Raw genomic sequence first — 19,166 nt, 5'->3', positions numbered from 1 at the left:
ATGCGCAACTATAAGACCCTCAACCTACTGTTAATCATCTGCTTCTTGGCTATCGGCTATACATTTGCTCAGACACCTAATCAGGACTGGTTAGTGCATCCTTTTACTCAAAAAAGTGAAGTAAAGGCGCTGCAGAATGGTCAATTGCTCGAAATCACCAACGGACTTATCAGCAGGCAAATTCGAATTAGCCCGAATGCGGCTACCGTCAATTTCAAAAACCTGACAACCAACGAGCAATTCGTGCGTTCGGTGAGACCCGAGGCGCGCATGGTCATCAATGGTAAAGCATATAACGTAGGTGGGCTATACGGACAAAAAGAACACGCTTATCTGTTAGATGAGTGGGTAAGTCAGTTCACTAGTCAGCCTGAAGATTTTCAGTTTGTACGCTATGAAACAGGAGAGGTGCAGCCTCATTTCGACTGGAAACCCACAACCTGGACTGCCAACCGTAATCTGCCGAAAGGCAAAAGTCTTGTGTTGTATTTTCAGTCTGATGTACCGGCATTAAAAGGCCTTGAAGTGGCCGTTCATTATGAAGTTTTCGACGGTATTCCACTATTGAGCAAGTGGGTCACTGTCAACAACCAATCGGCAGGAGCGCTTAGATTGACGCAGGTAGTGAGCGAAATTCTGGCCACACCTGAAGAAGAATCTGCCGTGGTAGGCAAGCCCGAGAAAATGAAGAAACCTCAAAAGCTCTATATAGAAAATAACTACGCCTATAACAACGCGATGCGATATGAGCTATCCGATCAGGCAACACACTGGAAGATTGACAGCTCGTATACGTCACAGGTAAATTATAATTTCGAAACACCGTGTGTAGTAGAGATATATCCTACTTTAGGAGTGGGTATAGACCTGAAACCCGGCGACAACTATAAATCTATCCGTTCGTATGAACTACTTTTAGACAGTTATGACAGGGAAAGAAACGGGCTTGCCCGCCGGAAAATGTATCGCACCATTGCCCCATGGACCACCCAGAATCCGATCTTCATGCACCTGATAAGTACAGACCCCGTTAAAGTGAAAAGTGTGGTCGACCAGTGTGCAGAAACCGGTTACGAAATGGTGATTCTGAGTTTTGGCAGCGGCCTCAATATGGAGGATGCGTCAGACGCTAACATCCGCAAGTTTAAAGAACTGGCTGATTATGCGCATAGCAAAGGAATAAAGCTGGGTGGCTATTCATTATTCAGCAGCCGAAGAATTGACGATGCAAACGATGTGATTGACCCAGTAACCGGATTGCCGGACAAGGGCGCTTTCTTTGGCCATGCACCATGCCTGGCAAGCGAATGGGGTATCAACTATATCAAAAGCCTGAAGAAGTTCATCAGTGAAACAGGTTTTGATTTGTTGGAACATGATGGTCCCTATCCGGGTGATGTATGTGCTTCTATCAAACACCCCGGCCATAAAGGGCTTGACGATTCACAATGGGTACAGATGCAAATGCAACAGGAGTTTTATCAATGGCTCAATGCCCGAGGGGTTTACATCAATGCACCCGACTGGTATTTCTTAGATGGTTCGCACAAGATTGCTTTGGGTTACAGAGAGGTAAACTTTTCACTTTCAAGAGAGCAGCAGAAGATTCTGAACCGGCAGAATATCTTTGATGGAACCTGGGACAAAATCCCGTCGATGGGCTGGGGCTTTGTACCACTTACCAAGTATCAGGGTGGTGGAGCGGAAGCCGTATTAGAACCGCTGAGTGAGCATCTGAAAGATTATAAGCAACTGATGATGCAATATTATGGTGCCGGTGTGCAGGCATGCTATCGTGGACCGAGATTGTACGACACAGCAGAAACCAAAAAAGTAGTAACTGAAACCATCAGCTGGTACAAAAAGTATAGAGACATTTTGAATTCAGACATTGTTCACCTTCGCCGGCCTGATGGCAGAGACTGGGATGGTATCATGCATTTGAATCCTGCCATAGCCACCAAAGGACTAGTTATGCTTTACAATCCATTAAAAGAGAGCATCAGTCGTAAAATTAAGCTACCACTTTATTATTCAGGATTAACTAAAGAGGCCAGAGTGAAAACGGAAAACGGCAAAGCAACTACATACCCACTAAACAGAGACTATTCTATTGAAATTACTGTTCAGCTACCGGCCGAGGGCTACACCTGGCTGGTGATTGAATAAATACTAAACCAAATCCAAAGAAAAATGAAAGTTAAATCAGGATTATTGTCGTTACTGATTTTTTCGGTAGTGGCGCATTCTTTATCTGCACAAAACAAAGAGTTTAAAGTGGTGGGGTACTATACTCCGTCTATTCCGGCTGAAAAGTTGCCGTACCATTTGCTGACGCATATTAATTACTCCTTTGCCATTCCGGCAAAAACGGGAGATACCCTTTTGCCGCTTGGCCATCCGGAAACATTGAAAAATCTGGTAAAAGTGGCTCACCAACATAAAAAATCGGTGTTCATTTCTATCGGTGGATGGGGTATTGGTGATGGTGGTGGCGACGACACCCGCTTCCATAAAATGGCAGAACGCGCCGAAGGACGACACACATTTGTGAAAAACGTATTGCAGTTTGTAAGAACCTATGGCGTTGATGGCGTAGATTTAGATTGGGAATACCCGGATGAAGACAGTCCATCTGCCGATCATTATGTAAGTCTGGTGTCAGAACTGGCTGATTCGTTGCATAAAAAGGGCAAGAAACTCACCGCTGCTGTTATATCTTATGGCAAAACAGGTGGTGGGATCAAAAAAGCAGCATTCGATAAAATGGATTGGCTGAATCTGATGGCGTACGATGCCGACTACGGCCCTAGCTATGTAATAGCGCATTCTCCGTATTCGCTAGCTGTGAAAAGTCTGGACTACTGGATAAAAGAACGGGGTCTTCCTGCTCATAAAGCAGTATTGGGTTTACCTTTTTATTCTAAAAAAGGTATGGGCAATTATGGCCCGGGCTACAGCGACTTAATAAAAGACGGGGCAAGTCCGTACGATGATTATTGGAAAGGAGCATTTTATAATGGGACAATCACGATTGAAAACAAAACCAAACTGGCCAAACAGCGGGGTTGTGGTGGTGTGATGATCTGGGAAATTGTTCTGGATACTACTGATGATACTTCGTTGCTGAAGGCTATTCAGAGAGCTAAGTAACTATAAGAAATATATACCCTCTAGTCCCCCTCTCCATTGAGAGGGGTTAGGGGTAAGGTTCTTCTATATCTTCAACTTAATACCAATCTTTCCTAGCAAAGCGGTGATGCCTATTATCAGAAACCCGAAAAGCAGCGATTTCAACAGACCCACAAGGCCAAAAGTGAGACTCATAGGTAAGTCTATCGGAAAGGAATAAACAATATAAGGTATCAGATAGCAGGTCAGCGTACTGGCACCAGCAGGTTTAATGAGATTGAACCAATGGGCTTTGTGCGCTAAATCTACCAACCAGTAAATAATGGCATAGGTAATAAAGGAAATACCGCAACAAATAAACACCCAGGTAGGTGTAGCGTAAATCTTCGATATAATAAAGTGATGTCTAAGTAACAAACCCGCAATAAGCATTCCCACTCCCAGACCCATATAAATGTAGGTTAATTTGACTTTATTGTTAACGGTGTAATAACGTTCTAATAATAAAGTAGCCAGAATACCCGTAAATGTAAAGGCAGAAAAGGCACCATTAGCCAGAATCCAGTCGTTTGGTCCGTCAGGCCACAAGGCTTTTAGCCAATCTGCATGACCTGCTATACATAATAGATTAAAAAACACCCAGGAGGCTATCAGCAACCTGGTACTTTTATAAAAGAACAGATAAAGAATAGCGCAGGTAAGATAGGTCCAGCCAATCAATCCCAGAATACCCCACCACTGCGGTTTCATTATTTCGGCATTTTCACCACCTCTGAACCGATACGCCAGATACAATAGAATGCCTGCTCCGATTACCTGCAGGGCAATGAACAGATACCTTGTGTTTCCCTCGCTTTTGGGATAAACATTCCAGATAAGGAAAAAGGCGATTACTGCACTTACCTGAAAAACAGCCTGACTCATACCCGTAGCTTCCTGGTTCATTTCGGGAATGTTTACAGTAAAGAGCCCCATTACTAATAGGGCGATTGAACGCAGGACAATGTGTTGTACTATCTGAAAATTGTTTTCGCCTCTGGCAATCCTGTTCTTGATGGCAAAGGGGATAGACATCCCCACAATGAATAAGAAACAAGGAAAAATAACATCCGAAAAACCCAGAAAATCAACATGTGCTTCCGAATGCTGCAACCAGTCTGGAATACCCGTCAATGTCCAGAAATCATTAACAAAAATCATCAGAAGCATGGTTATTGCCCTGAATACATCAATAGAAGCAATACGTTTCAGTGAAGTTGTCATGGGGTATATTATTTGCTGTCTTCTATTTTCTTAATCTCATCAAACATGGCTTTGAAACAGGCCGCTTGTGTATTGTCTCCTGCGTCCGGATTCACTTTTACCCCATAAAACTCATCCAGAAACTGTCCGGCACCTGACCACACCGTTTGAAGCATGCCCTGAAAACGCTCTTTCATTACCGGAGTCACAGATTTTCTGTATCTGACCATATCATGTGTTTGTAACACAGCATTTTTAGGGTTTCGCCAGGGGCAGGTCAATACATTAAAACCTTTGGTGGCAAAGTAAACGGCAGTCTGGTCAGGTCGTTCATAGTGCCAGTCGCATATCATTACATCTTTTTCTATCAGGTCAATGGCGCGGTGAGTATTATTAAAGCTCCCTTCCCACATACCTATGCCTGTGGTTTTTCCATCAATCAGGCGGTCTCCCCATATCCAGAGTTTTCTGTTTTTCAATGCCAGGTGATTCCTTATTTTATTCACTTCTCCCGCAAAAAGCTCAGCTTTATCTCTTCCGCCGCATCTGGGGCATTTGTCGTCACCAATATAGAATACCTCGTCCATTCCGGCATGAAAAGCATCAGTCTCAAACGCATCGCATATTTCATCAACCAACGCGAAAACTATTTTGTGCACGTCCGGGTGTTGCGGGCAATAGCTTTTGCAATAAAGACCGTCTTCATTGGGCCATACATATTTTTCAGGCATTTTTACATGCGGCGTTTCATCGAATTGCGGATATACCCGCAACAGGTTATGAGTAGTTTTAGCCCATGATTGATGCCCCAACAGATTGATTTGCGGTATGATACGAATTTTGTTTTTCTGGCAGGCCTTCACCAGTTTTTTCACCTCCTGTTTTGAAAGCGCAATACTGTCACGCAATTCCGGGTGGCTTTCGAACTGATAGTTCCAGTCTACACGCAATATCAGCGTATTTACTTTTCTGGGGGCCAGCTCTTCATTGATAAATTTGATGAATGTATCCAGTTGCCTGGGTTGAGGAGCTGCGATACAAAAACCGCGTATCGGTAAAAGGCTGTCTATTTTTGTTTGTGCGCTCAGTGACTGTGCCACAGCAAGACAGAAAATGACTATCAACAAAGTGACTTGTTTGCTCATCTAAAGTATAGGTTTTTATAGAATTGAATGAATTGACAAGTTAGAAATTATTTAAATGAAATCAAATCGGGCAATTCCGGGGCTGGTGTAATAAAACTGTGATTCAGTCGGTAAATGGTGTTTTGCTATTGATACGCTGTTTTTTTGATTTTTTTTAATGTTCCATACAACTTTTTGCGTATTTTCTGCATTTAGTCTAAAAGCCACGTTTAAACTTTGATTCTAACCTCTACAATCGAACGTCTGCGACAAAAAGACGCCACCGCTCAGAAGGAAATTTTTGAGCACTATGGCAGTTTTTTGTATCGTATTGCGTACAGATATGTACGTGAGCGGATGTTGGCTGAAGACCTAATGGTTGATTCTTTTCTGAAGATTTTTGAGGGAATCGTTCAGTTCAGGTTCGATAACCTAAGGTCTTTTGAAGCCTGGATGAGAAAAATTGTAGTGAATGAATCATTGATGTTATTACGCAGGCAAGCGAGTTTTCATCTGATGCCGGAAAGTGACGCAATTGATGTGCCGGTAGATGAGAATATACTGGATAAGATTTCGACAGAGGAGATTTACCGGGTCATTGCCGAATTGCCCGATGGGTACCGTACCGTTTTTAACCTGTATGCCATTGAAGGGTATACACATAAAGAAATTGCCGAGCAGCTGCATATAAGTGAGGGAACTTCTAAGTCGCAGTTGAATCATGCACGCCGATTATTACAAAAGAAAATACTAATGGCCAATAAAAGTCATGCAAACAGAGAAATTTTATAGTGAAATCAGGGAAAATCTTGAAAACTCAGATTTTACTCCTGAATGGAATAAAAGTCAGGTCTGGCAACGCATTGAACAGAAACAAGGAAAGAAAACCTTGTCGGTTTGGTGGAAGGCCTTGGCTGCTGGTATCGCTCTGGTGAGTCTGGCAGGAGGATATGCATTGCTTGAAAATAAAAACACCACCCTGGCTGGTGATGTAAGTGTCAAAAAACCGGCCACAGTTAAATCTGTTAAGGAGTCTGCATCTGAATCAATAATTGAAGAGCCGGAGCAAGAACTACTGAATCAGGGATTGAAAGCGTCGTCAATTCATAGAAAGAGAATAGTACCTGTTAGTAATGAGGAACAACCGAATATTGCCGGAGACGAGATAGCCAATGAGGAGTTTGACAACATGGTAACTACAGCAGAAGGTGAGCAGGAATTTAGCTATAACAATATTACATCAAGAAATGAGCCCGCCATTGTACGCCCGGTAATTTTTGATGCCCCTATTATTTTCAGACCTAATAAAGCACCGGAAAAAACCACCACAACGGCTCCTGCTAAACGAGAGCGTGTAGCCATACTGGAGATTCCGGAAGAGGAGGAAGACTTTGTAATTGCTCCTAAAGAAAAAAAGAAAAACAAACGAGCACATCTGGCTAAACAGGTGGAGAAAGCTCCTGAGGCTACAGACCCTAATAAACCTAACAAAATCTGGGCATTTGTGAAGCAAAGTTTTAGAAACGAAACCATGCCCGCCGATTCTACGATTAAGTAAGGGCCTTTTAAATTGGCACATAATAGGTTATGGACTATGTTTTCATGTATCTATTATTCAAATGTATTACCAGTAACCTTTAATGAAATATCTGCCATGAAAAAGCTCTTTTTGCTGTTGCTTCTGGTGATAAGTTCTGATACTTATGCCTCTTTAGCATGGAGCAAGGCTGATATGGACTCAATTGTGGTAAACATAGGCAAGCGAAAAAAGATTGTTTTATGGGGTGCAACAAAAGAAGACCTGAAAGCCCTTGAAAAGTATGATTTGAATACGATTATAAGGCAAATGAATCAGGATCTGGAAGAAATGCCCTCTAATGTAAGAAGGAGCATCAGACAGGATTTTGATGGTAACACCTATACCAAAGAAGCGGCGCGCCAACGTGAACTGGAGGGGCTCACACCCTGGCAGAGACTGACCCGTAATACTTACCTGAATTTCTCCGTTGGTTTTACCTCAGTTAAATATCTTCAAAGAGGCAACTCGGCTTTTAAAAATACTGATGAGCTGTTCAGGTATAAAGCGCTGGCTTCACCCAACTTTAACATTGGTCTGATGAGGCAGGAAAGCTTTATCCGTACCGGAAGCAAAGAATTGCTATTGCGTTATGGATTCGATATCAGCTGGTATTATCTGAGCAGTGTAAGTACAAAGAAAACCTCATATCTGTTGAGAGTAAACAATGCAGATGGCAGTGCATTTGATACAGTGGCGGTTTACCGGCCTGCTGTTAAAGGAAATTATTATATGGTTGAAAACTACCAGAACGCCGACAATACAAAGAGAGACCCGGTAAGTACGTCGAATCAATCATTGTTTTACGCTAACTTTAAAATTAACCCGACGGTTAATTTTTATGGGGCTGATAATCAGAAAACTTTTCATTTCGGGTTTGGCGCTTATATCGGTCGATTGATAGGTGGAAGCCAGATTCTTTCGGAGATCAAAGCTATTAATCAGACAGAGACCAAGATTCCGATTAGAAGCAAAGACAATCCGTACCGCTATGGTTTGTTGCTGAATGTAGGATACAAGGCATTCAGTCTCTTTCTGGAAGGAGATGTCAATAATTTCTTTCAGCGCCGTGACACCCGCAATGGGTTTCTGCCCTATGAATCATCAGAGAGGTGGTCGCAGAATCTGACTACTTTCGGTATCAGAATAGGCCGCTAACAATAAACCCCGAATTGCTCCGGGGTTTATCAATATTTCTGCACTGTAGTAATAATCTTATTTTTTGTACAACACGCTCTTCACGGCATCAATCGTACGTTTTACGTTTGGTAACGTAACTTCGATCAATGTAGGAGCATAATGCAACGGTATATCCATATTGTTGACACGAATAACCGGAGCATCCAGATAATCGAAAGCGTAGCGTTGTAAATGATAAGTAATTTCAGAAGAAATAGCTGCCAAAGGCCAGGCTTCTTCTACTACTATACAACGGTTGGTTTTCTTCACTGAATTAACAACGGTAGCGTAATCGATAGGTCTTACGGTACGTAAGTCAATCAATTCAGCTTTGATACCTTCTTTCTCCAATTCGGCAATGGCTGGTAATACAACTCTTGGAATCATCTTTCCGAACGAAACGATGGTTACATCAGAGCCTTCACGAAGCACATTAGCTTTGCCAAGTGGAATCAGGTATTCTTCCTCAGGCACCTCTCCTTTGTCGCCATACATTACTTCCGACTCCATGAAAATAACAGGATCGTTGTCTCTGATGGATGATTTCAACAGACCTTTGGCATCATACGGGCTATGAGGCACTACTACTTTCAAACCCGGAGTATTGGCAAACCAGTTTTCAAAGTTTTGTGAGTGTTGTGCTCCCAATTGTCCGGCATTACCGGTTGGTCCACGAAATACAATCGGACAAGTGTATTGTCCGGCTGACATGGCCATTATTTTGGCAGCAGAGTTAATGATCTGGTCAATAGCTACCAAAGAAAAGTTAAAAGTCATGAACTCTATAACCGGGCGTAATCCGTTGGCGGCTGCACCTACACCAATACCAGCAAAACCAAGCTCGGCAATAGGGGTGTCAATCACACGTTTAGCGCCAAATTCATCTAACATTCCTTGGCTTACTTTATATGCACCGTTGTATTCGGCTACTTCTTCACCCATCAGAAAAACGTTCTCATCACGTCTCATCTCTTCTGAAAGGGCTTCGCGCAGGGCTTCTCTAAATTGTATCTCTCTCATTTTGGCTTAGAATAAAAGCTTATTTTTTGATGTAAAATTAGGGAATTCAATCGGAATTCTCAAATTTGCATAGGTATACATCAATGAAAATTTCATTAATCTTTTCTGTGCATATCAGAGAAGCCCCCTGATTCACCCTACACTTCATACCTCATGCAAAAATTGAAAGCATATTTAGCTGCTAATCCGTGGGCTTTTACGTGGTTTGCTTCTTTGGCAGCCTTTTTTACTTATCTGTGTTTTTATCCGTTCAGAAGGGCATATACGGCCGCTACTTACGACGAACTGTTCTTCTTTGGTATTCATTATAAGATACTTATCATTATAGCACAGGTGTTAGGCTTTGCGGTATCTAAAGGGCTTGGTATTAAGTATGTTTCAGAGATGCAGCCTGCAAACAGGGCAAGGAATCTTATTCTGATTATTCTGGTATCATGGGTTTGTTATTTGTTTTTTGCTTTGGTTCCGGCTCCTTATAATCTCTTTTTTATTTTTCTGGCTAGTTTGCCTTTAGGTATGGTGTATGGCATTATGCTGGGTTTTCTGGAGGGCAGGCGGGTAACCGATTTACTGGTTGCGGTGCTTACTGCTTCTTTTATTTTGGGTTCGGGGTTTGCCAAGAGTATAGGCAAATGGGTGATGACATCATTAAGTATAAGCGAGTTCTGGATGCCTTTTGTAGCTTGTGCCATTATGCTGTTACCCTTTGGCTTTTGTGTATGGTTAATGGGACAGATACCTCCACCGGATACCGCCGATAAGCAGAGCAGGTCTGAACGGAAACCCATGCAGAGGTCTGATAGGAAAGCGTTTGTTAAAGAGTTTATGTTAAGCCTTACCATTTTTGTTGTTTCTTATATTTTACTGACTACTTTCCGTGAGTTTCGTGATAACTTTGCTCCGGAGATATGGAAAACCCTGGGGTATGGAAATAATTCGGCCATTTTTACCCAAACCGAAGTGCCGATAGCCATTGTTGTGTTACTGATAATGGCTGCCATGCGCTGGGTGCAGAATAATTACAAAGCATTTGTTATCATACAAGTACTGATGCTTTTGGGAGGCGCTTTAATAGGGGTGAGTACTTTACTTTATCAACGGGGAGTCTTGTCACCGGTTTCTTGGCTTACACTTCTGGGACTTGGCCTTTACATGGCTTATGCTATGTGTAACAGCTTGTATTTTGAACGGATGATAGCGGCTTTCAAGAGATCGGGTACTGTTGGCTTTATGATTACCTTTGCCGATTATTATGCCTATCTGGGTAGTATTCTGGTGCTTTTGTATAAGAACTTTTTTCAGAAGAGCATTAATTACCATGAGTTCTTTATCTATCTGTCTTATACGGTATCGGTTGTTTATATTGTTTTGATAGCCCTGTCAATGTGGAAGCTGAATGCCTATCACGATTTTATAACTCGTAAGAAATAGGTGAAGATATAAAACTAACGACATAGGTATACGCTAAAGGGTATTCGCCTGATTTCACCACGACTCGTAATACTAACATGACCATTTTTTTAATACCAACCATATTAGCGCCTGACACACAGAATAATGTATTGGCGCCTCAGGTTGTTGAAGTAATTAAACAGCTGAATATTTTTTTCGTTGAAGATGTCCGCAGTGCCCGTCGTTTTATCAGTAGTCTGAAAATCGGTAAAGTGATTGATGAACTTACCTTTTACGAGTTGAATAAGGACACACCGCAGGATCAGACACTGGCACAATTGAGAAAACTGAAAGGCGATGCGGGTATTATCAGTGAAGCAGGATGCCCGGGTATTGCTGACCCCGGTGCGGTAGCGGTTGGATTTGCGCATCAGCTGGCGTATAAAGTGACACCATTGGTAGGGCCGAGTTCTATTTTGCTGGCATTAATGGGTTCCGGATTCAACGGGCAAAGTTTTGTGTTTCATGGATATTTACCCATTGAAAAAGCAGCCAAAGTCAAAGCCCTGAAAAATCTGGAACAAACAGCTAAAAGTAAGAACCAAACCCAGATTTTTATGGAGACACCCTACAGAAACAATCAGCTGCTAGATGATGCCCTGCAAAACCTGAACGCTGAAACATTGCTTTGCATTGCCGCCAATATCACTGCTGAAGATGAACTGATTAAAACCATGTCGGTGAAAGAGTGGAAGAAGCAAAAACCTGATTTGCATAAAAAACCTACCATTTTCCTAATCATTTAGAGAATACCCACCAGTAATTATTCAGTGATATACCCGTGCCTTAGTAGGTCGTCATCGGTATGTATTTTATGCGTTTTTCCTCCACGAATCAGGTATAGATTATCGCTTATCTCCATAATATGCCTGTATAGGTGGTCTGTGATGATGATTCCTTTTTTCAGCTTTTCCCGGTTGATAATTTCTTTCAGTTTTTCTACATGCAATGGCATGAGGTAAGAGAATGGCTCGTCAAGAATTATAAATTCAACCTCCGATTTCAATATAATCATCGTTTCCAGCAGACGGATTTCTCCGCCCGAAAGCGAACCTATCTTCTGATTTTTGTATTTATCCAAAACCGGGAATTCTGCTGCAATGTCTGCGAAAGAGACCTGAAACAATGCACATATTTTTTCAATGGTCAGCTGCTTTGGTATAAATGCCTTTTGTGGCAGATACCTGATAAGCCCCGGCAATGATAATAAAGTTGGCTTGTATTGGCCGTTGATACGTACCGACTGAAAATTACCTTTCATAGAGCCGAAGATAATTTTCATCAGACTGCTTTTACCGCAACCATTGCGACCTAAAAATCCGGTTACTTTTCCGGTTTCTGCGCTTACATATACATCAGAAAGAATGCTCCGCGTACCGAATTCCAGATAAATGCTGTCAGCCTCCAGTAGATTTTTTGTCATAGCAACGCAATCAGTTTTAAACCTGTAATAAAAACCAGCCAATCGAAAAGTAAAGTCCGAAGTATAAGAGAATTCTGTTTGATACCCAGGTTTTCATAAAATGGAAATTCATCAGTTTTATAAAAAAACCTGAGCAGAATAGCCGTTAAAACCAATGTTATGGTTTTAGAAAAAACAAAAAGTGATTGTCCATCCTTAAACTGATAAAAGGTATATAAGAGACCCAAACTGACCATCAGAGTAAATGGAGAGATGTTTTTATAGTAGATCCACAAGGCTTGTATTTGTATTTTACGCATGGTGTGCTATCGAGACTTTGTTTTGTCAATTAAAAGTCGGCTATAATGAATATATATCAAAGCATACCCGGGAACACAAGGCATTATTTAACATTATTTAAGTGATGCAAGCGTGCATCTGCTAAACCGGCCATAAGATTATTGAAGCTGGCATAAGTTTTTGAATTTAATGGTTCAGATATTGACCAATAGCTGAATCTGAGATTTTTAAATTTTTAAGCATACTATGAAAACTACTATTCCCGCACAGAGAGAGGGGGCTTCGTACGATACCATATCAGAAGAGACTTTATCTACAGAGAAACAGGCAAAAGCACATTTTCAGATTGCGAAACAAAGGCTTTTGGCTATTAACCATTGGCACGAGGTAATCGGTACCGACAAGCTGGTATTCACTTTATTTGATACCAGAGCCGAGCAGATAGAACGATTGCCGGCCATTGGAGATTTTATCAGAATTGACATACCGGGGCCACTTAATCAGTCGGGAGATGGATTTGACTGGGTAAGAATCGAAGATATTGTGGAAGATGAGAATGTTCATGAGGAATTTATTTCCATAACTGTGCGGCCATCTGCCAATCCTCAGAAGCAGGAGTCAGAAGGAACAGCCCATTTTTTTGACGATTCGGCCACGAGTACTTTTATTGTAAAGCGAAAAGAAATGAAGCTAAAGGCAGAAGTGCATGGCAGAAACGAGAAACCAAACATTGAAGGTGTGGGGCTGGTGGATAAAATCAGAAATACGTTTGTGGCTTTCGGCGGAATTCTGGGTGCCAGCAAAATGCAATGGAAGAGCCTGACAGACGGCTTATTGGTATAAGTTTAGCAATCATCAATCAGTGGCGGACATGCCCGAAATTCCATTTGGCCAGTAACTCAAATCTATTGGTAGGTGCGCTGCTTAAAACATCGGCAGAAAAACCGTTGCCCCAGCACCCGCGCCCTTCCAGCATCAGTCTTTTGTTACTCATACCGATGCCGGCAATTAAACCCTGCTCGGTTTTACGGTCGAATCCACTAATGAGTTCAGATTTGCCACGGTCTATATCTTCAACAAAGCTTCTGTCGTTGACAATGAGCGCATTGGATATGCCACCCAACACGTAAATAGACGGAGTGCCGACATAAAAGGTATATCTGAATAAATTCTGAAGGCCCAGGTACCGGATATCGTAATGGAAGCGACTTCCGGCATCGGTTGCTGAACTTTTCAATGCATAGGTATGAATTTCGTTTACAATGGCAAACTTGCCTCTACCACGGGCAAATACGTAATTCAGAAATGCCCCTCCTGCGGGCGTAATGCTGCCATTGCCTTTGATATAGATATAGTTGGGCGGTGTTGAAGTAGAAATAATATGCATGATGCGCGAATATCCGGCCCCTGCAATAGCACCATATTCCCATTTGCCATGGCTGTTAAGAGCCATTTCCGGTTTAATGATAATCCTGAAGCATTCGTTATAACTGTCAATCAGTTTTTTGATGTCTCGGGCATAATAATCTGTACTCTGAATCGGAAGTTTTTTACATGCGTCAGTCAGCACTTCATCTAATTGCATCTGATATTGCTTCAGTTTGGCCGTCTGGTTTTCAGTTTCAATAATATGGTAAATCAACGGCTCGGTTTTGTCGCCGTTTTTAACTAAAAAATGTTCTTCAGAATCTTTGTCTACAAAATGATATAACATGGCTTTGCCCGAGGCCAGCACTCTGACAAAAGCATTTTTCTGAATCAGTCTTTTATTACGATTAGCGTATGCCCCCAGGCTTGGGAACATCTCTTTGTTGCCGTTTCGTGGAAGTTTTTCTATTAAAAAACTTAGTGAAGTATAGGTTTCCTGGTTGAAGTCAATAATAAAACCGCTCAACTCAGTGCTGCCATAGACAAAACTGGGTTGATTGATTTCTCTCTTGAAAAAAATCTCTAGTGGACTCTTAATCCATTCTTTGTAATCAATATACCCACTCAGAGTATCTTTATTGAGCGTAATTAACTTCCCTTTGATAAAATTCCTTTGACCAAAACAAAGTCCGGCAATAAAAATAAACGAGAGTGTGGTTAGTAATGTAGCTCTCATAAATCCGGCATTCTCTTATTCAAAGATATTGAAATAACTTAATCGTTATTTCAAGTCCGAACAAAAATTATTGATTAGCGAATAAACGTAAAATTTTATATTCCAGCAACTAAATAGCTGATAATTATATACTTAGGCATGTATGATTATACGTAACCAATAAAGAGCAAATTGTGTATAGTTATAAAAACAGATAGGTTTCCCAATTATTGGTCAGAAAGAGCAAAACAAAAATTAATCAGACAATTTGCCAAAATTCCACTTTAACATTAAATCGAGTCTGGCGTTAGAAGTAGCCGAACTTATACCCGCACTAAAGCCATTTCCTCTATAGTATCTGGCCTCTATCATTAATCTTTTTTTACTGATTCCTAATCCTAAAATGCCTCTTTGCTCGTCGTTCCTGACAGCCCAGGGCAATAGCACAAAGTCTTGTATAGAGCCGTCTCTTCGCTCAATGGTGCTGTTTTGTTTTACTATAGTGGCATAAGAGAGTCCTAGCAGTGCATAAACGGACGGTTGGCCTACATAAATAACATATCTGAAAAGGTGCTGTAGACCCATATAATGCATATTATAATGATAGTATTCGTCGTCATAGAAGGCCTTGCTTTTAAATTGATATGTATGTAATTCATTTAGTAAAGCAAATCGACCTCGTCCTCTGGCAAAAACATAATTCAGAAATGCCCCTCCGACAGGAGTTATATGTGCTTCACCATTCACATTAATGTTTCGGTAAGACGTAGCCATAGAATGGTTCATTTTTGTATATCCGGCTCCGACCATTATTCCATATTCCCACCGACCATTATCCTTTTGTGGCAAAAACGTTTTTACTGCTCCAGTGAAACATTCATTGTAGCTGTCGATCAGTTTGCGCATGGGGCCAATATAGTAATCTGCGTTATATGGTGCCATTCTTTTGCAGGCGTCACTTAACAGCGTTGACAATTGAGAGCGATATTCTCTGAAACTGGCAGAGTAATGTTTGGTTTCAACTATGTGATATACCAGTACAGTTAGCTTTTCGTCTTTCTTTAGCAGAAAATAGGGTTCAGAATCCTTATTGACATAATGATAGAGTGTTGCCTTTCCCTCAGACAGAACCCTTACAAAGGCACTCACCGAATCCAATTTTTTGATACGATTGGTGTATTCTTTCATATGGGAATACACAATCTTATTGCTGGTTCTGGGGAGATTCTCAACCACAAAGTTTAATGAATGATAAACTTCATTATTTTCTTCAATAATAAACCCTGCTATCTGGTGGGTATTTTGTGTAACGGCAGGTTGGCCAGGGTTTTCTTTAAACGAAATCTGATCTGGACTTTTAATCCATTCTTTATAATTAATATATCCGCTAAGGGTATCTTTATCGCCGTTTATGATTCGGGCTTTTATAAAGTTTTTTTGTGCCAGGCCAATATTAGTGCTTATGGCGATAAAGAAAACAATAGCAAGTCTGACTTTCATTTTTAATAATGGTTAGTTAATCAGATAATGGTAATAATGAATCTTTTCTCGACACCTAAGTTAAGTAAGAAAACTTAATCAATTGATTATTTGCTGTACTTACACAAAGAATTATCAGCTTTAAGATAATATGACTTGAAATTAAGTGCTTTAGGATCCATGCAGCCTTTCAGGTTCAATAATTCTACTTTTCTGAATTCTATCGGGTGGCTTTCAGCTTGCAGGGTAATATAACCTTCAGTAAGAGGTGAGCCATCTTTTTTTATCCATTCCTGAGCGGCAGCATCGTCAACGTGGGCATCTTTCCAACTGTAGTCTTTGCTTACAAACCCACCGCCAACTTCCGGCTTTTCAAAAGCAAAAACTACCTGATTGTAAATCAGATGCTGAATCAGTGAGTCGCCTAGTACAAGTGCTTCTACGGTTACCCATTGGTCGCCGTGATAGGTTTTAGACCAGGAATCAATGCAGTGTTGCGTATTCAGTTTACCATTGATGTACACCTGCGTGCCGGGTGTACAAAGGTTGGCGGTATGTCGCTCACCTTTGCCTAAACCTCCCAGGAGCTGGAGTTCAAGAGAAACGGGGAAGTCCTGTCCTTTTGACAAACTGGCAGCCGATTGCGAGTGCAGCATGACACCACTGTTGCGGACATTCCATGAAGCCCCACCTTTTGTTTGATTTCCAACGAAACGATACTCAAACCGTAGCTTGTAATAAGAAAAAGGCTTGTTGTAGTAGAGGTGTCCGAATTTCCCGTCGAATTCCTGGTATTCATCGTAAGCAATCTGTAGTATACCGTCTTTTACTCTGAATGTGTTTTTGTAGTTATCATTCAGTTCCTGACCGGCAATTTTAATATCCCAACCGCTCAGGTCTTTACCATTAAACAGTTGCAGCCAGTCTTCTTTTTTCTGGCTATTTTTTTGAGCTTGTACAGAGAAACAGAGCGTAGCAAGAACTGCTACAAGTAGAAGTGGATTTTTCATTATGATTAATACAGATAAGGTTGATTCCTTAAAGGTATTAAAGTCTGCCCGAAAAATCAAAACTCAATGGCCGCACTCTTGACCTTCGAGTTGAAGAGAAATGTTTTTTTATTGTTACTGTAGAAGAAATTGACCAGGTTTGTCTGGTCATCAAACAGTTCCTGCAGCAGGTCATTATAAAGTACGTGATCCTTTAATAACTGGCCTTCGGGTATTTCTACATACACCCAGGTAGCATCGCCTTCAGGCTCTTTGCCTAAATATTGTATGGCTTTTTTCTGCTTCTGAGGTGTTATAATCGCAAAGTGTTGTTGAACATATTTACTCAGCAGGGCGTCACTATTATCATTTTTGCCTCCAATCATTACCTTCTGACCATTATTGAGTTTTGTCAGTGCATTTTCGAGGTCATCAGTAAACATACGGATAGTTACCTCCAGCGACTTTTCTCTGGCATTGTATTGTATTTCGGTAAGTGAAGTATGAAATGCATGGATAGACCTGTGTTCTCCGGCTTTAGGCAGTTCTGCCGGAAAAATAAGAAGGGATACTGAAAGTATGAAGTGTAAAAATAAATGCATGTGTATAAATGAAAGAAAATCCGGACAGATAGCTACCCGGGTCGAATGATTTATTTAAACAATGCCTTGAAAGTATCGTTGAAGAGCACAAGTACCATTAGTGTTAACAAAATAAATGTGCCTACCTGTTGGGTACGCTCCATAAATTTCTCTGATGGTTTGCGGCGGGTAATCATTTCGTATAATAATACGAGTACGTGTCCACCATCTAAGGCCGGAATCGGCAGGGCATTCATAAACGCTAAGCCCATTGACAGCAGGCCTGTTAAACCCCAGAATCTCTCCCAGTCCCAATATCCGCCAAACCATTGCGCAAGGCCTACAGGGCCACTTACTGCATTGCCGGCCGAGATGTGTCCCTTGAAAATCCGGCTGAAACCTTTGATCTGATTTGGGATAACCGATAAGGCTTCTTTTGCACCTTCACCGAATGCTTCGCCAAAATTATATTTCTGAGTACTTGCTTCAAGGCTAGATAATGCGCCGAAACCAAGTGTAGATTCCTTTGAAACCGTAGGCGTCAGTTTTACCAATTGCTTGTTTCTCTCTACTGTCAGTTCCACTTTTTTACCGGGTACTTTTTTCAGCTCATTCTGGAATTGCTGGAAAAAAGTTACAGGCGTACTGTCTATTTTCACAATCCGGTCACCCTCTTTCAATCCGGCCAGTTCTGCAGGTGAGTCTTTCATCACCTTTCCGACTGTAAATGGCATGATAGGCTCAATAAAAGGTACTTTTGTAGCTACTTTATCTATCAATTCATTCGGAACCGGGATCTCTTTACTTTCTCCGGCTCTGTCAATCGTAAAATAGGTGTTTTCCTGCATCAGCGCAGCACGTGCTTCACTAAAGTCGCTATAATCCTCATTATTTATTTTGATGATTTTGTCGCCTGTTTTCAGACCAATTTCCTGCGCCAATGGATGTGCATATATGCCCAGTTTGTTTACTTCTGCTTTTGAGTAGTATTCATCGCCCCATACGTATTTCACGCCCCAGAAAATCAATATACCCAGAATGACATTCACAATAATACCACCCAGCATTACAAATAAACGCTGCCAGGCAGGTTTCGAACGAAACTCATGCGGCTCGGGCACTGCCGAAAGCTGAGAGGCGTCTTTTGTTTCGTCAATCATACCGGCAATGTCTACATAACCACCCAGAGGAAACCAGCCCAGGCCATATTCGGTGTCACCTTTTTTCTTTTTCCATAAGGCAAAATTCAGCACATTAGGAAGCGGAAAGAGGAAGTCGAAAAATATATAGAATTTATTTACTCTAATACCAAAAATACGAGCGAAGATGAAGTGTCCAAACTCATGCAATCCGACCAGAATTGTCAGGGCAAGCAAAAGTTGCCCAATCATTGTTAATACTGCCATTAGAAAATTTTATAAATTTTAAAGATAATATATAGGTTATCCGGCCTTAAAATATCCTTTTTTGCAAACGTAAATGTTAGGTTGATAGGTTCCCATTCCGTTAAATACATAGGTATACCTTTCAAACCATGCCTGTAGTAACGAAAATACACTCAAAATTAGCATACTTATTAATGAAAAGAACGTTTTTTAATTAAAACT

General features: G+C 41.3%; 18 protein-coding genes. 8 read left to right on the top strand and 10 right to left on the bottom strand.

Translation table 11 applies throughout. The features are described 5' to 3' along the window. Complete coding sequence (locus tag AC1RRY_RS11715; protein ID WP_492820615.1) at window positions 1-2,169, top strand: alpha-galactosidase; 2,169 nt, start codon at window positions 1-3, stop codon at window positions 2,167-2,169. 24 nt (window positions 2,170-2,193) lie between these two features. Beyond that, entirely contained in the window at window positions 2,194-3,153 is a 960-nt protein-coding gene (locus AC1RRY_RS11710; RefSeq protein ID WP_492820617.1) for a glycosyl hydrolase family 18 protein, read from the top strand. Window positions 3,154-3,216: 63 nt separating this feature from the next. Here AC1RRY_RS11710 and AC1RRY_RS11705 read toward each other — a convergent pair whose 3' ends face one another. Together AC1RRY_RS11705 and AC1RRY_RS11700 are read right to left on the bottom strand one after the other, a co-directional pair. Continuing rightward, window positions 3,217-4,395, bottom strand: a complete 1,179-nt coding sequence (locus AC1RRY_RS11705; protein ID WP_492820619.1) for a DUF5009 domain-containing protein — start codon at window positions 4,393-4,395, stop codon at window positions 3,217-3,219. An 8-nt stretch (window positions 4,396-4,403) separates the two neighbouring features. Then, window positions 4,404-5,519 carry a family 20 glycosylhydrolase gene (locus tag AC1RRY_RS11700; RefSeq protein ID WP_492820621.1) on the bottom strand — a complete coding sequence of 372 codons (1,116 nt, stop codon included), beginning with the start codon at window positions 5,517-5,519 and terminating at the stop codon, window positions 4,404-4,406. A gap of 216 nt (window positions 5,520-5,735) precedes the next feature. On the opposite strand from AC1RRY_RS11700, the gene AC1RRY_RS11695 reads away from it, so the two are divergent. The 3 genes from AC1RRY_RS11695 to AC1RRY_RS11685 all read left to right on the top strand — a co-directional run bounded on the left by AC1RRY_RS11695 (window position 5,736) and on the right by AC1RRY_RS11685 (window position 8,232). Next, entirely contained in the window at window positions 5,736-6,290 is a 555-nt protein-coding gene (locus AC1RRY_RS11695; protein WP_492820623.1) for an RNA polymerase sigma factor, read from the top strand. Further along, window positions 6,268-7,056 (top strand): hypothetical protein, encoded by a 789-nt coding sequence (locus tag AC1RRY_RS11690; protein ID WP_492820625.1) that lies wholly within the window; start codon window positions 6,268-6,270, stop codon window positions 7,054-7,056. Before AC1RRY_RS11695 ends, AC1RRY_RS11690 begins: the two co-directional genes overlap by 23 nt. A 96-nt stretch (window positions 7,057-7,152) precedes the next feature. Beyond that, on the top strand, window positions 7,153-8,232 hold the full coding sequence (locus tag AC1RRY_RS11685) for a hypothetical protein (protein ID WP_492820627.1): 1,080 nt from the start codon (window positions 7,153-7,155) through the stop codon (window positions 8,230-8,232). Window positions 8,233-8,289: 57 nt separating this feature from the next. On the opposite strand, the gene AC1RRY_RS11680 is transcribed toward AC1RRY_RS11685, so the two are convergent. Next, window positions 8,290-9,273 carry a pyruvate dehydrogenase complex E1 component subunit beta gene (locus AC1RRY_RS11680; RefSeq protein WP_492820629.1) on the bottom strand — a complete coding sequence of 328 codons (984 nt, stop codon included), beginning with the start codon at window positions 9,271-9,273 and terminating at the stop codon, window positions 8,290-8,292. 153 nt (window positions 9,274-9,426) lie between these two features. Here AC1RRY_RS11680 and AC1RRY_RS11675 point away from each other — a divergent pair, with 153 nt between their 5' ends. After that, the gene (locus AC1RRY_RS11675; protein ID WP_492820631.1) at window positions 9,427-10,704 is read left to right on the top strand and encodes a DUF5690 family protein; all 1,278 of its coding nucleotides are present in this window, start codon (window positions 9,427-9,429) and stop codon (window positions 10,702-10,704) included. A 77-nt stretch (window positions 10,705-10,781) separates the two neighbouring features. Then, window positions 10,782-11,471 carry an SAM-dependent methyltransferase gene (locus AC1RRY_RS11670; protein ID WP_492820633.1) on the top strand — a complete coding sequence of 230 codons (690 nt, stop codon included), beginning with the start codon at window positions 10,782-10,784 and terminating at the stop codon, window positions 11,469-11,471. Window positions 11,472-11,488: 17 nt separating this feature from the next. Here the strand turns inward: AC1RRY_RS11670 and AC1RRY_RS11665 are convergent, their stop codons facing one another. Both AC1RRY_RS11665 and AC1RRY_RS11660 read right to left on the bottom strand, forming a co-directional pair. Continuing rightward, window positions 11,489-12,148: an ATP-binding cassette domain-containing protein gene (locus AC1RRY_RS11665; protein ID WP_492820635.1), complete on the bottom strand. Its 660-nt coding sequence runs from the start codon at window positions 12,146-12,148 to the stop codon at window positions 11,489-11,491. Next, entirely contained in the window at window positions 12,145-12,447 is a 303-nt protein-coding gene (locus AC1RRY_RS11660) for a hypothetical protein (RefSeq protein ID WP_492820637.1), read from the bottom strand. The genes AC1RRY_RS11665 and AC1RRY_RS11660 overlap by 4 nt, the downstream gene beginning before the upstream one ends. Before the next feature lie 226 nt (window positions 12,448-12,673). On the opposite strand from AC1RRY_RS11660, the gene AC1RRY_RS11655 reads away from it, so the two are divergent. Then, a complete protein-coding gene (locus AC1RRY_RS11655; RefSeq protein ID WP_492820639.1) occupies window positions 12,674-13,270 on the top strand; it encodes a hypothetical protein in 597 nt (198 codons plus the stop codon). 16 nt (window positions 13,271-13,286) lie between these two features. On the opposite strand, the gene AC1RRY_RS11650 is transcribed toward AC1RRY_RS11655, so the two are convergent. From AC1RRY_RS11650 to rseP, 5 genes are all read right to left on the bottom strand, one after another. Further along, complete coding sequence (locus AC1RRY_RS11650) at window positions 13,287-14,531, bottom strand: hypothetical protein (protein ID WP_492820641.1); 1,245 nt, start codon at window positions 14,529-14,531, stop codon at window positions 13,287-13,289. Between the two features lie 234 nt (window positions 14,532-14,765). Beyond that, a complete protein-coding gene (locus tag AC1RRY_RS11645) occupies window positions 14,766-16,010 on the bottom strand; it encodes a porin family protein (RefSeq protein ID WP_492820643.1) in 1,245 nt (414 codons plus the stop codon). An 86-nt stretch (window positions 16,011-16,096) separates the two neighbouring features. Further along, window positions 16,097-16,999 (bottom strand): 3-keto-disaccharide hydrolase, encoded by a 903-nt coding sequence (locus AC1RRY_RS11640; protein WP_492820645.1) that lies wholly within the window; start codon window positions 16,997-16,999, stop codon window positions 16,097-16,099. Between the two features lie 56 nt (window positions 17,000-17,055). Further along, the gene (locus AC1RRY_RS11635; protein WP_492820647.1) at window positions 17,056-17,580 is read right to left on the bottom strand and encodes a DUF6702 family protein; all 525 of its coding nucleotides are present in this window, start codon (window positions 17,578-17,580) and stop codon (window positions 17,056-17,058) included. 50 nt (window positions 17,581-17,630) lie between these two features. Further along, the gene (gene rseP / locus AC1RRY_RS11630) at window positions 17,631-18,965 is read right to left on the bottom strand and encodes an RIP metalloprotease RseP (RefSeq protein WP_492820649.1); all 1,335 of its coding nucleotides are present in this window, start codon (window positions 18,963-18,965) and stop codon (window positions 17,631-17,633) included. Window positions 18,966-19,166: the final 201 nt, after the last annotated feature.

The sequence above is a fragment of the Emticicia sp. GW821-FHT11C11 genome (assembly GCF_058808615.1).
This window is presented reverse-complemented; position numbering and strand designations above follow the sequence as displayed.

Excerpts from the sequence above, each read along its gene's own strand:
- AC1RRY_RS11665 (WP_492820635.1), bottom strand. The coding sequence starts at position 12,148 with ATGACAAAAAATCTACTGGAGGCTGACAGCATTTATCTGGAATTCGGT.
- AC1RRY_RS11635 (WP_492820647.1), bottom strand. The coding sequence starts at position 17,580 with ATGCATTTATTTTTACACTTCATACTTTCAGTATCCCTTCTTATTTTT.
- AC1RRY_RS11640 (WP_492820645.1), bottom strand. The coding sequence starts at position 16,999 with ATGAAAAATCCACTTCTACTTGTAGCAGTTCTTGCTACGCTCTGTTTC.
- AC1RRY_RS11650 (WP_492820641.1), bottom strand. The coding sequence starts at position 14,531 with ATGAGAGCTACATTACTAACCACACTCTCGTTTATTTTTATTGCCGGA.
- AC1RRY_RS11700 (WP_492820621.1), bottom strand. The coding sequence starts at position 5,519 with ATGAGCAAACAAGTCACTTTGTTGATAGTCATTTTCTGTCTTGCTGTG.
- AC1RRY_RS11690 (WP_492820625.1), top strand. The coding sequence starts at position 6,268 with ATGCAAACAGAGAAATTTTATAGTGAAATCAGGGAAAATCTTGAAAAC.
- AC1RRY_RS11675 (WP_492820631.1), top strand. The coding sequence starts at position 9,427 with ATGCAAAAATTGAAAGCATATTTAGCTGCTAATCCGTGGGCTTTTACG.
- AC1RRY_RS11685 (WP_492820627.1), top strand. The coding sequence starts at position 7,153 with ATGAAAAAGCTCTTTTTGCTGTTGCTTCTGGTGATAAGTTCTGATACT.
- AC1RRY_RS11705 (WP_492820619.1), bottom strand. The coding sequence starts at position 4,395 with ATGACAACTTCACTGAAACGTATTGCTTCTATTGATGTATTCAGGGCA.
- AC1RRY_RS11710 (WP_492820617.1), top strand. The coding sequence starts at position 2,194 with ATGAAAGTTAAATCAGGATTATTGTCGTTACTGATTTTTTCGGTAGTG.
- rseP (WP_492820649.1), bottom strand. The coding sequence starts at position 18,965 with ATGGCAGTATTAACAATGATTGGGCAACTTTTGCTTGCCCTGACAATT.
- AC1RRY_RS11655 (WP_492820639.1), top strand. The coding sequence starts at position 12,674 with ATGAAAACTACTATTCCCGCACAGAGAGAGGGGGCTTCGTACGATACC.
- AC1RRY_RS11680 (WP_492820629.1), bottom strand. The coding sequence starts at position 9,273 with ATGAGAGAGATACAATTTAGAGAAGCCCTGCGCGAAGCCCTTTCAGAA.
- AC1RRY_RS11715 (WP_492820615.1), top strand. The coding sequence starts at position 1 with ATGCGCAACTATAAGACCCTCAACCTACTGTTAATCATCTGCTTCTTG.
- AC1RRY_RS11660 (WP_492820637.1), bottom strand. The coding sequence starts at position 12,447 with ATGCGTAAAATACAAATACAAGCCTTGTGGATCTACTATAAAAACATC.
- AC1RRY_RS11670 (WP_492820633.1), top strand. The coding sequence starts at position 10,782 with ATGACCATTTTTTTAATACCAACCATATTAGCGCCTGACACACAGAAT.
- AC1RRY_RS11645 (WP_492820643.1), bottom strand. The coding sequence starts at position 16,010 with ATGAAAGTCAGACTTGCTATTGTTTTCTTTATCGCCATAAGCACTAAT.